The organism is Diaphorobacter sp. HDW4A (assembly GCF_011305995.1).
Lineage (GTDB): Bacteria > Pseudomonadota > Gammaproteobacteria > Burkholderiales > Burkholderiaceae_C > Diaphorobacter_A.
Map to the genome: position 1 here is coordinate 1,173,870 of NZ_CP049910.1, position 13,229 is coordinate 1,187,098.

Consider the following 13,229-nt stretch of genomic DNA (forward strand, 5'->3'; position numbering starts at 1 on the left):
TTGCACTGAATTGACCAGCGCACCATGAGCATCACCTTCGAAACCGCCCTTCAGTCTTTCAAACCGCGGCTGCCTCTGGCTGTGGCGCTGAGTGGCGGTGCGGATTCGACCGCCTTGCTGATCGCCTGTGCGGCACGTTGGCCGGGGCAGGTGCAGGCCTTGCACGTCCACCACGGCTTGCAGGCGGCGGCCGATGGTTTCGAGGCGCATTGCCGCATCCTGTGCGCAAGGCTTTCCGTGCCCCTCACGGTGCGGCATGTCGATGCGAGGCATGCGAATGGGCAGAGCCCCGAAGATGCCGCGCGGCAGGCGCGATATGGCGCGCTGGAGGGTATGCTTGGCGAGATGCCCGATATCCGCAGCGCCGCGCTCGCCCAGCATGCGGATGACCAAATCGAGACCATCGTGCTCGCGCTCTCGCGTGGCGCGGGCGTCGCGGGCATCGCCGCCATGCCCATGCAATGGGGGCGGGCGGGGGTGGATTGGCACCGGCCGCTGCTCCAAACCGGCGGCGCGGACATCCGCCGCTGGCTGAAAGAGCAGGGCGCGGATTGGGTGGAAGACCCTACAAACGCGGATGAACGCTACACCCGCAACCGCATTCGCAAGCATGTATTGCCCGTGCTCGAGAGCGTATTTCCGCAGTTTCGCGACACCTTCGCGCGCAGCGCAGAGCATGCCGCGCAGGCGGCTGAACTGTTGCAGGAACTGGCCGTGCAGGATCTGCAGAACCTCGGCAATCCCCCGTCCATCAAGGCTTTGCAGGGATTGAGCCGTGCACGGCAGGCGAATGTTCTGCGCCATTGGCTGCGGTTGTCGCACGCCACCACGCCGAGCGCGGCGCAGCTCTCGGCGCTGCTCGATCAGGTCGCTGCCTGCACCACGCGCGGGCACCGGATTCACCTCAAAGTGGGGCGTGGATTCATCGAACGAAAAGACGGCCTGCTCGATTGGTACAATTGACAGGTTTTGGATTCAACTTTTTTGTACGAAACGTCGGCGCGCCAAAACAGCCTTCAGTCCATTTGCGCCGTGATTGAAAAAAGTTTCGTCACCTCGAAAATTCCATGGCACTGATCGTTCATAAATACGGCGGCACATCGATGGGCTCTGCAGAGCGCATCAAGAACGTCGCCAAGCGCGTGGCCAAATGGGCGCGGGCAGGCCACCAGATGGTGGTGGTGCCCAGCGCCATGAGTGGTGAAACCAACCGCCTGCTGGGTCTGGCCAAAGAGCTGTCCCCCTCGCGTGTTTCCACGGCCTATCACCGAGAACTCGACATGCTGGCCGCCACTGGCGAACAAGCATCGTCCGCGTTGCTGGCCATCGCCATGCAGGCCGAAGGCCTGGAATCGGTGAGCTACGCTGGCTGGCAAGTGCCGGTGCGCACCGACAGCGCTTTCACCAAGGCCCGCATCGAATCCATCGACGACAAACGCGTGCGCGCCGATCTGGACGCAGGCAAGGTCGTGATCGTCACCGGCTTCCAGGGCATCGACCCGGACGGCAACATCACCACCCTTGGTCGTGGCGGCTCGGACACCTCCGCCGTTGCCATTGCCGCAGCGATGAAGGCAGCCGAATGCCTGATCTACACCGACGTGGACGGCGTGTACACCACCGACCCACGCGTGGTGCCCGAAGCCAAGCGCCTCACGACGCTGAGCTTTGAAGAAATGCTGGAAATGGCGAGCCTCGGCAGCAAGGTGCTGCAGATCCGTTCTGTCGAATTTGCAGGCAAATACAAGGTGCCGCTGCGCGTGCTCTCGAGCTTCACGCCCGTGGACATCGACGTCAATGAAGAGGCCGTATCCGGCACGCTGATCACTTTTGAGGAAGACGAAAAAATGGAAAAAGCTGTCGTTTCCGGCATCGCTTTCACCCGCGACGAAGCCAAGATTTCCGTGCTCGGCGTGCCCGACACCCCCGGCATCGCCTACCAGATCCTGGGTGAAGTGGCCGAAGCCAACATCGACGTGGACGTGATCATCCAGAACGTGAGCAAGGACGGCAAGACCGACTTCAGCTTCACCGTGAACCGCAACGATTACCAGCGCACCATCGACCTGCTCAAGGAGAAAGTGTTGCCCAAGCTCGGCGCGCAAGAAGTCGTCGGCGACACCAAGATCGCCAAGGTCTCCATCGTCGGCATCGGCATGCGCAGCCACGTTGGCGTCGCCAGCAAGATGTTCAAGTCGTTGAGCGAAGAGGGCATCAACATCAAGATGATCTCCACCTCGGAAATCAAGACCTCGGTCGTGATCGACGAAAAGTACGTCGAACTCGCAGTGCGCGCACTGCACAAGGCATTCGAGCTGGATCAGGCCTGATCGACCCAAAAAAAACAGCTGTTTCCCCGAAACCCTCATGGGAGTAGGTTAGAATAGCTGTATTGGAAACGTGACCGAGTGGCCGAAGGTGCTCCCCTGCTAAGGGAGTATGGGGTGTAGAGCCTCATCGAGGGTTCGAATCCCTCCGTTTCCGCCAAGATGGCTTAAAATTCAAAGGCTTGTAAAAGATTTTGAGTTTTGTACCACTTAAAGTACCACAAAGAACAAAGGCTGCAAACTTAGGTTTGCAGCCTTTTGTTTTTGCATGAGGACTCGCAGTTACTCTGAAAAAGGTCGGCAGATGACTGCATTGCAGCGATTGCCGACTGTCATGCGTGCGTGTTGGATGACTGCTCAGCTATGCAAAGCAGTCGGACGCAAGCCATAGGCAGGGTGTCGTTGCATAGTTTCAGGACCTCGATGGGGCATGCCTGCTTCGATCGAAGACTTAGAACGCGGTACGGTCATAGGGGGAAATGACTTTCTGCGGTTGCAGGAATGCAGTCAGCCCTTGAAACCACATCACCTCCAAGAAGTCACCGGTGATCGTCAAGTCCTTACTGCCCAGTCCCCTCAAGAAAGCAGCTTGGCTATCTTTGGCAGAGAGAATCTCGAAGCCCTTAGCCGCGTTATTGAAACTCAATGTGAACTCCGGATTCGCAGTCAAACCGGACGAGGACCGGATCGCGCTATCACGGATGGCGTAGCAGCGCCCAACCCCGGAAGCTGTACGGATCTGAAAAATAAGTTCCTTGCCTGCGACGTAGCGTGCACAGTCCGGATTGCTTTTGATTTGTCGTTGCAGCAGTTGGTTAAGTATCCAGAGCAAAAATTTAAACTTCAGCATGATCATTGGTTTCAGGTCGAGGGACTTCGTCAGTCGTTATTCACCGAGAAAGTGAACGGCGTGGTGCAAGAAACGCTGTGGATACTGGAATTGCGCGCCATGTCCAGCATCTGGGTAAATGAACAACTGTGCGTTAGGGAGGTTTCGCACCATATAGAACGAATTGACCGTTGGGATCATCACGTCGTTCACGCCGTTGAGGATGAAGACCGGCTGCCGGATATCGCGCAGGTAAGAGAATGGGTCATCCTCCGACAACCTGGACAGGTACAGCATGTTGGCTTCAATCTGTGCCTTTGAGACCTCTTGTGAGGAAGGTGGGTCCTGGTCGACTCGCTGATGGCGGCGCTCCCAGAACTCGCGCGCAGCCTGCTCAGCCTGCGCCGAGCGGCCGAAAAATAGATACAGGAAGTCCTCGAAGACCGGGACCAGTCGTGGTGCCGTACTCAGCACCCTCGGCTCCATCGTCGGATCCCCTCCGCGCGGCCCCGTGCCAAGAAGCATCAGCTTACGCACCAGATCGGGGTGACGCCAAGTCAGATCCAGCGCTTGGAAACCACCCAGAGAAAATCCCAAGACGTCAATCTGCGCAAAACCCAGTGTACGAACAAAATTGGCTGCGTCATCGGCCATGTCTTCGATACTGGTACGCGGTTGTCCGCTGGAGGATGCAATGCCACGTCCGTTGTAAAGGATGACTTCGCGGTCCTCAGCCAGCCCATCCGTCATCAACGGGTCCCAATGATCCATACCACCACGGAAGTGCTGCAGGAAGAGCAACGGTGGCTGCGAAGTCGCGGAGTTACCCCAGCGGCGATAGGCGAACTTGTCACCGTTGACGTCGACGAAGCGTGTCGGTGCGGTGAGGTGGCTGTTGCTCATAGTTAATCCTTGGTTAGTGGATGAGGACTGAATTCGCTGCCCTGAGCACGATTGCTTTTTTTGCGCTGTCAGCTATTCAGCTGCAACGGCCCCAGAGCAACGAAGTCTGTGAGTCTGATTAGGAATGCCTGATGCTCAAGCCGAGAGCGTCGGATAGTCCGTGTAACCCTTGGCTCCGGGCGTGTAGAAAGTTTCTGAGCTTGGGGCATTCAATGGAGCATCCTGGCGCATGCGCTCGACCAGATCAGGGTTGGCGATGAATGGCCTTCCCATGGCGATCAGGTCCGCGAGGCCTTGGCTCAACGCCTGTTCTGCGCTGGCTTTGTTGAACCCACCGGCGAGGATGAAGGGGCCGTTGAACGCAGCCCGCAGATCGGCCTTTAGTTTTGCTGGCACAGGCGGGGTGCCCATGCCGGAGTGGTCAAGGACGTGAACGTACATGAGGCCGAGTGCGGAGAGTTGCTTCACCAAAGCCAAGTACTGCTCGTCCACACCTTCGAATGCACCAGCGCTATTGACCACACCGTGGGGTGACAAGCGGATTCCGACGCGCTCAGCGCCAATCTCGGTCACAACCGCGTGTGCAACTTCGAGCACCAAACGGTTGCGCCCTTCAGCCGTGCCACCGTAGCCATCGGTGCGGCGGTTGATGTTGGCATTCAGGAACTGCTCCAGGAAGTAGCCATTGGCCGCGTGCAACTCAACGCCGTCAAAGCCAGCTTGGATCGCAAGGCGCGCGGCGCAAGCGTACTCGGCAATCACCTTGCGGATGTCCTCTTCTGTCATAGCACGAGGCGGCGTATGCGGCTGGAGACCTAGGGTGTCAGTCCACATTTCGCCCGGGCAGGCTTCGGGCGATGGCCCAAACACCTCGGCACCAGCTGGCAGATTGGCCTGGTGGGACACCCGGCCGGTATGCATCAGCTGCACGACGATCTTGCCGCCCTTGGCATGCACCGCCTCGGTCACCAGCTTCCAGCCTTGTACCTGAGCATCATTGAACAGACCAGGTATGCGGGCATAACCCAAACCGTTGGGCGATGGTGAGGTTCCTTCCGTGATGATGAGGCCGGCGCTCGCACGCTGGGCGTAGTAGGTGACCATCAGGTTAGTAGGCGTGTTGTCACTGGCCGCACGGCTGCGCGTCAATGGCGACATCACGACGCGGTTTTTCAGCGGAGTGGAACGAAGTTGGAAGGATTCAAAAAGCATAGGTTGTCCTTGATGAGATGAAAAATGGTGAGCGCAGTAACGCTCAGTTCGAGTACGCTGGAATCAAACGTTCTGGTAGCGAGGCGCTGGCGTCCCTGCTTGTGTGCTTGCGAATAGTTCGGAACGCGCTGTGTCGTACTTGTCCCACAGACTGGCATCGGCGACCGATGGCCAAGTGATCGTTTCGCCCTGGTCTAGGCCCGCCAGCGCTGCATCGACCATGTGTTCGGTCGTCATCAAGGTGCTCTTGTTGAGGGCTGCCAGCGGGACGCCCGACAAATCCCAGAGCTCGGTGGCCGTGGATGCGGGCAACACCAATTGGACTCTCACCCCGGTGTCGGCCAGCTCTTGTTGCAGGCCTCGGCTGTATTGCAATACAAAGGCCTTGGTGCCGCTGTAGATGGCGCTGATGGCCATCGAGTGGATGGCCAGGACGGACGCGATGTTGATGATCAAGCCCTGCTTTTTTGCCACAAAGGCCGGTACGGCCGCTTGGGTCAGGCGTGTCAGAGCGGTGATGTTCAGGGCAATCTGGGCCTGCGCGTCGTTCGCAGATGTCTGGGCAGCAGGGGCCAGACGTGCAATACCGGCGTTGTTCACCAGAACTTGCACGTCCCCACGGGTGGCCAACAGTGTCTCGATGCGCGCCACATCCTGATCGAGAGTCAAATCGGCTACGACGGGTTCGGCTTTGACGCCGTGCGCGTTTGCCAGTTGCGCACAAAGGGCTTCCAGGCGTTCTGCGCGTCTGGCGACCAGGATAAGGTTGTAGCCACGTGCTGCCAGTCGGTCTGCGTAGACGGCGCCGATTCCAGAAGAGGCTCCAGTGATAAGGGCTGTTTTTGAGGTCATATATTTCTCTGATGAAGTGAGGTGATTGGTTGAGGGGAACGCTTGGCACAAAGTCGGTATGGCACAGGAAGATGCCGCATGGCCCACATCGGGAAAAATGATCGCGGTGCTTTGCGGAAGCCACCGGGCCAGGATCGGATTCCTTTGCTCGCTCAGTGGGACTGGGGCAGATAGAACGGGCGCGACGCCGTCAGGGCCTGGTGAACTTGCTCGGTCAAGGCGTCTGCCAGCACTTCTTCTGCTCCTGCTTCCAAGCCATCCAGTGCACGCTGCACGATGTCCTCAGGGCTGGTCTTGGGTACCTCGAAGCCACGCGTAAGGTCAGTGTCAACATAGGCCATATGCAAGCTCAATACCTGGGTTTGTTGGCTTGCCATTTCATGGCGTAGTGCGTTGGTTAGCGACCATGCAGCCGACTTGCTTGCTGAGTAGGCGGCGAGAGCACCATCGTTGACCCACGAGGCGACGGACAGCACGTTGAGCAGGGCTCCGCCGCCATTGGCCTTGAGCACCGGCGCAAATGCCTTGCTCATGTTCAGCATGCCAAAAACATTGGTCTCAAAGATGCGACGTGTCACGGCTTCACTGTCGTGCGCCAGAAAACCGCCGGGTTGGGCAATACCCGCGTTGTTGATCACTAGCGTAACGTCCGGTGCATTTTTGACGGCAGCAGCGATGTCATCGGGGTTGGTAACGTCGAGTTGAATTGCTGTGACACCTGCCTGTGTCAGGGTCGCCGGATTGCGTGCGGCTGCGTAGACCTTGCGCGCACCGCGAGCGAGCAACGCTTGTGTAAAGGTCAAACCGATTCCGCGGTTGGCGCCGGTGACAAGAACAACTGAATTTTCGATATTCATGAGGAAACTCCTTGTGTTAAGTGATTACTACATATGACATTCATCATATGAAAAGACGTGGCAATGACTGGGCAAAGACACCGCTTCAACGAACCTTGATCACGACCTTGCCTTTAGCCCGACCACTTTCGACGTATGCCAAAGCCTCGTTGGTCAAGGCAAATGGAAACACCTTGTCAACAACCGGACGAATTGCACCTGATTCGATGAGTGAGGCGATTTGCTTGAGTTGACTCCCGTTGGCTCGCATGAAAAGGAATGAGAACTCCACGCCATGACGTTTTGCAATTCTTCGGGTCCCCAAGCTCAAAAGACCAATCACCTGCCTCACAAACCATGGAGCTTTGATCTCTTCGGCAAACGCCGGATCGGCGGGGCCGGAAATAGTGATGAGTTTCCCGCCAGTCCTGAGCACATTCAAAGACTTAGCGAGTGTCTTGCCATCTTGGCTATTCAGGACGACGTCATAGCCGCTCAGGACCTTTTCAAAATCCTCTTTCTTGTAGTCGACGACAAAATCAGCACCCAGATCTTTCACCCAAGCCACATTGCTTGTGCCGGTTGTGGTGGCCACAGTTGCACCCATGTGTCTGGCCAATTGAATGGCAAAAGTGCCCACACCACCCGAGCCGGCTTGGATAAAGACCTTCTGCCCCTTCTTGAGCTTGGCCTTTTCGACGAGCGCCTGCCAGGCGGTCAAGGCCACAAGGGGCATGGAGGCGGCTTCTTCCATGGTGAGATTCTTAGGCTTGAGCGCGAGGGAGTCTTCCTTGACGGCGACCATTTCCGCGAAGGTTCCGATGCGCAAGTCGTCAGGCCTGGAGTAAACCTCGTCGCCCACTTTGAACTGCCTAACACAGGGACCAACTCGGGTGACCACACCAGCCAAATCGTGGCCCAGGACAAAAGGTGTGCGGTAAGGCAGGATGAACTTAAACTCCCCGCCACGGATTTTGGAGTCGATCAGGTTGACTCCGGCGGCATGAATCTCAACCAAAACCTCGTCATCGCGTAACTCAGGAGTTGGCATGTCTGTTTGTTTCAATGCGTTTTTTTTCCCATAACGCTCGACGATGAATGCTTGCATGGCTTTTACCGCTCTTAAAAGGTTGGGTTAGGATGAAATGGCAAGGTGGATAATTTCGAATTTCGCATGATGATCATCATATTTCATGGTAAAAAAATTAGTCTTCAGCCTGAGCTTTGCCAGAAACCAAGCTTTTCAGCGAAGCGCTACACCACGCATCTGACAAGGCAGGGTCATCGACAGCACGCGCCAGCACCAAGGTACCAACCAAAGTAGCCATGGTCACCAACGCGCGCTCGTAGGCAGCCTGCTGCCCCGAGTCCGGAAACTGGCGAGCGATCAAATCGACCATCTCCTTGATGCGACGCGTGGCGGCAAGGCGCACTTCGGGAGATTGACGCGGCATTTCAGAGCATAAAGCTGAATTGGGGCAGCCCGTCTCAATGTTCACCAAATGCTCTTTGGATAGATACACCTGAATCAGCGCCTGCAGCGCTTGATCAGACGGGACCGTTCCAACAATACTCGCGGCGAGGGCGTTGGCTTCAGCGCCAGCTCGATCTGCCGCTTCAGCAAGCATAGCTTCACGGGACTCGAAGTGTGCATAAAAGGCGCCATGCGTCAGTCCGGCTTCTTTCATGATGTCGGCTACGCCCGTGCCGTCATAGCCACTGCGGCGAATGGCCTTGCCGGCAGCTTTCACTATGCGCTCGTGGGAGGCTTCCTTAGCAACTGCTCGCAAATTGACTGACGATTTTCGCATGATGAGCATCATACATTATGAGCAAGCAATTTGCAAGATTGTTTACTTCCATGCCAACCTAAGCCACGTGGTCTCAGGTTTGCGTAGAAATGGGCTGCTCCTGGTCAGGAAGACAAATCTCAACCTAACGCCCGGGCGCGCTCAAACGCCTCGGGATTGACTCCGCCAGATGCCTTTGGCGGCGTGACCGGTCGTAGAGCACTTCGATGTAGTCGAATACATCGGCCCGTGCCATATTCCGGGTCTTGTAGATACGTTTGGCCGATGTACGTGTGCCGCATAAGGGCGACGTCGCCGGGCAAGTCATCGAAGGCGTGTACCAGGTTTTGCATGGTTTTGGCTTAGTTGCACAAATCGCCTCGGCGATCCACCTACCTGGACAACAGCTGGAACTTCTGGGATCAGCGCAACTCCACGCTCTTCACCCGCTTGGAGCACCGTTTCGACAACGACTGGAAGCTGCAACTGGCTGCCAGCCGAACCTGGTCGAGGCTGGACATGCTGGGCTCGCAGGTCGAGCGTATCTACTGGGCAACGCCCAGTCAGTGGGGCCAATACATGGGCCAGTACGATTACGAAGACCGGCAGAACAGCTACGACGCCTACGCGTCCGGGCCTTTCCAACTTCTGGGCCGCAAGCATGAACTGGTCGTGGGCGGGGGGTGCGGACGAAAACTTGGACTGCCAGGAGGCAGTTCATGTATTCATACGACGATCGCATTCGAGCCGTTGAGCTCTACATCAAGCTGGGCAAGCGCATCGGGACGACTATCCGCCAGCTGGGCTACCCGACGAAGAACGCTTTGAAGAGCTGGCATGAGGAGTACGAGCGGCGCCTGGACCTGTCGTCCGGTTACGTGCGCTCGAAGCCGAAGTACTCTCAAATTCAGAAGGCGCAGGCTGTCGAACACTACGCCGCGCACGGGCGCTGCATCGCCTCCACGGTCAAGGCGTTGGGCTATCCGTGCCGCGATTTGCTGCGTGCCTGGATTGATGAGCTGGACCCCGAGTCCCGGCAGCGTGTTGTCGGCAGGGCCGCCTGTGCACCATGGCCGCTGCAACTGAAGAAGAAGGCGGTCCTCGAGCTGTGCACTCGTGAGGGAAGTGCGCAGGTGGTTGCCCAGAAGCTTGGCGTGAGCAGGCCCACGTTGTACAACTGGAAGAACCAGCTTCTGGGACGGGAGGCACCCGCATCAATGAAACACACCAATCAATCTCCTCAGGTACGAGAGCGCGACGAGCTCGAGCGTCAGCTTGAGGCTTTGCGGCTCGAGGTCAGGCAATTGCGGCTCGAGCAAGACCTCTTGAACAAGGCCAATGAACTGTTAAAAAAAGGCCTGGGTGTCGATCTGCAGCTCCTGTCCAACCGGGAGAAAACACTGCTGATTGACGCCCTCAAGGAGCACTATGGCTTGCCAGAGCTTCTTGCTCAGTTGGGTCTTGCGCGGAGTTCGTACTTCTACCATCGAGCCCGTGCAGCGGTGGGCGATAAGTACCTTGAAGTAAGGCAGTCCATCACCGAGATCTTCGAGTCGAACCATCGCTGCTACGGCTACCGCAGGCTGCAGGCCTCGCTCACCAGGCAAGATGTCACCATATCCGAGAAGGTGGTGCAGCGCTTGATGAAGCAAGAGAGCCTGGTCGTGGCCAAGCCCAAGCGGCGCCGGTATGCGTCCTACCTTGGCGAGATCAGCCCGCGCCCGACAACATCATCAACCGAGACTTCCAGGCTGCGGCACCGAACGAGAAGTGGCTCACGGACATCACAGAGTTCCAGATCCCCGCCGGCAAGGTCTATCTCTCGCCGATCATTGATTGCTTTGACGGGATGGTGGTGAGCTGGGCCATTGGCACGAGCCCTGACGCGGAACTGGTCAATACCATGCTGGATGCAGCCATCGAGACGGTGACGGACACCGCTGACCGGCCCGTGCTCCACTCCGACCGCGGCGGCCACTACCGCTGGCCAGGCTGGCTATCGAGAATGAGCGATGCCAACCTCATCCGCTCGATGTCCCGCAAGGCCTGTTCTCCGGACAATGCGGCTTGCGAAGGCTTCTTCGGTCGCCTCAAGAACGAACTGTTCTATCCTCGGGACTGGAAGAGCGTCACCATTGCGCAGTTCATTCAGGTAGTAGACGACTACATTCGCTGGTACAACGAAAAGCGGATCAAGATATCCCTTGGCTCACTCAGTCCCATCGAATACCGGGTGAGCCTCGGACTTACGGCATAACACCAGTCCAAGTTTTTATCCGCACCCCCAAGCCGATGTAATTGCTTCCACGACGACACGGACTCTGGATGTACGTGCCAAGTCCTGGTGCAGCACCAGCCACGCCTCGTAAGGCATTGCCCGACGGCGCTCGGGCCATAACCGTACTAGCGAAGGATCGCGCCTAGCCAAGTACTCAGGTAACTCGCCTATGGCCAAGCCGGCCCGCACGAAAGTGGCGAGCATCAAACTCGAATCCAGTTCGGCAACCACGCGAGCCTGAGACCTGGATTCACCCGCCAGCGTGTCATCTTGCCGGCCGGTGACGCCTTGCTGGTAAAGCGCAATATCGTGATTCGCAAGGCCTTGCCCGGGGCGCGGTTCACCATGTTTTGCCAGATAGTCTTCTGTGGCGTAAAGCCCGACTTCCCAGCAGCCGAGTTGACGAACGATTAAGTCCGGCTGCTCTGGCCGCAGGGTACGTACCGCAATGTCGGCCTCCCTCCGCGCCAGATCGAGCAACCGAGTCGTGGTGCTCAGGATCACCCGCACCTCAGGATGGCTGGCGCGCAGTTGTTCAATCGCTGGAACCACGAAGTCCACCGCCAGGGCGTCGGTGGTGGTCACACGCACCTCACCGGCCACGCGCGCATCGGCACCTTCGCCGCGGCGCTCGAAGGAGACAGCCATGCGTTCCATGTCCTCGGCCATGCGCAGCACTTCCAGGCCTGTGTCGGTCAGTACCAAGCCGCCCGTGGTGCGCAGGAACAGCCGACTGCCCAAAGCTCGCTCCAATCCGGTCAGACGCCGGCTCACCGTGGTCTGGTCGATGACCAGTTGCTGCGCCGCCCCGCGCAAGGTGCCGGCGCGCTGAATTGCCAGAAATATCCGAACGTCGTCCCAATTCATCATCGCCTCATTGCTCATACTGCAAATATGCAGTAATAAGCTGCTTTTCTGTGCATTTTCACATGGATGGCAAATGCGTAGCATGGACTCAACCCTTTCGAATCTTTGATGCGCAGCCGGCCCGCCAGGCTGCCGGGAGCTGTCATGCCTCGCTTATCCTTCATTCTGACCGTCGCCATGCTGAGTGCCTTCGGCCTGATTGCGTCAGACGTCTATCTTCCCGCTATGCCAAGCATGGCCGCGGAATTTGGCGTGGCCGACTGGCAAATGCCTCAAACCATCTCGTTCTACCTGTTGGCACTGGCAATTGCCCAGTTGGCCTACGGGCCCCTGTCAGATCGCAATGGCCGCAGGCCCGTATTGCTGGCTGGGGTCGCTCTCTACATAGTCGGCTCGGTGGGTTGTGCAATCTCGGTCAGCTACAACCAGTTCTTGGCCTGGCGCATGCTGGAAGCAATCGGCGCAGCTGCGGGCCTGGTCGTTGGTCGTGCACTGATCGCCGATACATGCGACAAGCGCACTTCCGCCAAGGTCTATGCGGTGATCTACCCGCTGGTGTCGCTGTCGCCAGCCTTGGCGCCGGCCATAGGTGGGCACCTGGCTGCGGCTTTCGGCTGGCGATCCGACTTCCTGTTCGTCGCTGCGTTCGGTGTTGGGGCATTGTTAATGGTGGTGGTGATGCTACCGGAAACGCTCCCCATCGCTGCACGTACCCGGACCTCACCCTTCGCTGGCTTCAATCATGTTCTGCGTGACAGAACTTTTCGCCGCTATACCTTGGTGGTCTGCACAATCTATTGCGCCTGGTTTGTCTACTTGACCCAGTCGCCGTTTCTGTTTGCGCGTATAGGCTTGAGTGAGGAGCAAAGCGGCTGGCTGTACCTGCCGCTGACGGCAGGCATCATCGGTGCCAACCTGCTGGCTAAGCGCTTGCTTGATCGCTGGCCCTACGACCGCATCCTTGCGGCCGGCATCAAGTGCTTTGTGCTTGGAGGTGTAGCATTTCTTGCCGTGATGGCATTGGGGCTACATAGCGCGGGCTCCGTGGTTCTGCCCATGTGTTTGGTTAGTCTCGCAAATGGTTCGTCGCTGTCGCTAGCCGTGTCAGGGGCCATTGCCAGCGAGCACGGTTACGCGGCGACAGCCTCTGGGCTGGTGGGGTTCTTTCAGATCGGCAGCGCCGCACTGGTAGCAATGGCTGTCAGCGCGGCCTTCGGCACTGGCGTTGGTGTGCTTAGCTGTTCGATTTTCGTGCTCAGCCTCATTGCGCTGTTAACCTGTCTGCCAACGCCTAGAAACCGGACGGGCGTGGTCTGACCACTGTCATCTAAGCCG

Annotated in this window: 12 protein-coding genes, 1 tRNA gene and 1 pseudogene; 5 read left to right on the forward strand and 9 right to left on the reverse strand. The window is 57.9% G+C overall.

Annotated elements, in window-relative coordinates; genetic code table 11:
• Positions 1–24 precede the first annotated feature (24 nt).
• The 3 genes from tilS to G7047_RS05270 all read left to right on the forward strand — a co-directional run bounded on the left by tilS (position 25) and on the right by G7047_RS05270 (position 2,487).
• Entirely contained in the window at positions 25–963 is a 939-nt protein-coding gene (gene tilS, locus G7047_RS05260) for a tRNA lysidine(34) synthetase TilS (RefSeq protein WP_166301759.1), read from the forward strand.
• A gap of 104 nt (positions 964–1,067) precedes the next feature.
• Positions 1,068–2,330 carry an aspartate kinase gene (locus G7047_RS05265; protein WP_166301762.1) on the forward strand — a complete coding sequence of 421 codons (1,263 nt, stop codon included), beginning with the start codon at positions 1,068–1,070 and terminating at the stop codon, positions 2,328–2,330.
• Between the two features lie 64 nt (positions 2,331–2,394).
• A tRNA-Ser gene (locus tag G7047_RS05270) sits at positions 2,395–2,487 on the forward strand.
• A gap of 291 nt (positions 2,488–2,778) precedes the next feature.
• Here G7047_RS05270 and G7047_RS05275 read toward each other — a convergent pair.
• The 8 genes and pseudogenes from G7047_RS05275 to G7047_RS31455 all read right to left on the reverse strand — a co-directional run.
• Positions 2,779–3,177, reverse strand: coding sequence for a helicase (locus G7047_RS05275; protein ID WP_166301765.1), 399 nt, complete (start codon positions 3,175–3,177; stop codon positions 2,779–2,781).
• Positions 3,178–3,213: 36 nt separating this feature from the next.
• Positions 3,214–4,059 carry an alpha/beta fold hydrolase gene (locus G7047_RS05280; protein WP_166301768.1) on the reverse strand — a complete coding sequence of 282 codons (846 nt, stop codon included), beginning with the start codon at positions 4,057–4,059 and terminating at the stop codon, positions 3,214–3,216.
• A 135-nt stretch (positions 4,060–4,194) separates the two neighbouring features.
• A complete protein-coding gene (locus tag G7047_RS05285; RefSeq protein ID WP_166301771.1) occupies positions 4,195–5,271 on the reverse strand; it encodes an alkene reductase in 1,077 nt (358 codons plus the stop codon).
• A 63-nt stretch (positions 5,272–5,334) separates the two neighbouring features.
• On the reverse strand, positions 5,335–6,123 hold the full coding sequence (locus G7047_RS05290; RefSeq protein ID WP_166301774.1) for an SDR family oxidoreductase: 789 nt from the start codon (positions 6,121–6,123) through the stop codon (positions 5,335–5,337).
• Between the two features lie 152 nt (positions 6,124–6,275).
• Entirely contained in the window at positions 6,276–6,980 is a 705-nt protein-coding gene (locus G7047_RS05295; RefSeq protein WP_166301777.1) for an SDR family oxidoreductase, read from the reverse strand.
• Between the two features lie 85 nt (positions 6,981–7,065).
• A complete protein-coding gene (locus G7047_RS05300; RefSeq protein WP_166301780.1) occupies positions 7,066–8,067 on the reverse strand; it encodes an NADP-dependent oxidoreductase in 1,002 nt (333 codons plus the stop codon).
• Between the two features lie 97 nt (positions 8,068–8,164).
• Complete coding sequence (locus G7047_RS05305) at positions 8,165–8,782, reverse strand: TetR/AcrR family transcriptional regulator (RefSeq protein WP_166301783.1); 618 nt, start codon at positions 8,780–8,782, stop codon at positions 8,165–8,167.
• A 107-nt stretch (positions 8,783–8,889) separates the two neighbouring features.
• Positions 8,890–9,029 (reverse strand): annotated as a pseudogene (locus G7047_RS31455) (IS3 family transposase); the annotation flags it as partial.
• 439 nt (positions 9,030–9,468) lie between these two features.
• On the opposite strand from G7047_RS31455, the gene G7047_RS05315 reads away from it, so the two are divergent.
• A protein-coding gene (locus tag G7047_RS05315; RefSeq protein WP_166301786.1) for an IS3 family transposase occupies positions 9,469–11,006 on the forward strand; the annotation gives its coding sequence in 2 pieces (ribosomal slippage) (positions 9,469–10,462 and positions 10,462–11,006; 1,539 coding nt in all).
• 15 nt (positions 11,007–11,021) lie between these two features.
• Here G7047_RS05315 and G7047_RS05320 read toward each other — a convergent pair.
• A complete protein-coding gene (locus G7047_RS05320) occupies positions 11,022–11,894 on the reverse strand; it encodes a LysR family transcriptional regulator (RefSeq protein WP_166311892.1) in 873 nt (290 codons plus the stop codon).
• Between the two features lie 144 nt (positions 11,895–12,038).
• Here G7047_RS05320 and G7047_RS05325 point away from each other — a divergent pair, with 144 nt between their 5' ends.
• The gene (locus tag G7047_RS05325; RefSeq protein ID WP_166301789.1) at positions 12,039–13,211 is read left to right on the forward strand and encodes a multidrug effflux MFS transporter; all 1,173 of its coding nucleotides are present in this window, start codon (positions 12,039–12,041) and stop codon (positions 13,209–13,211) included.
• Positions 13,212–13,229: the final 18 nt, after the last annotated feature.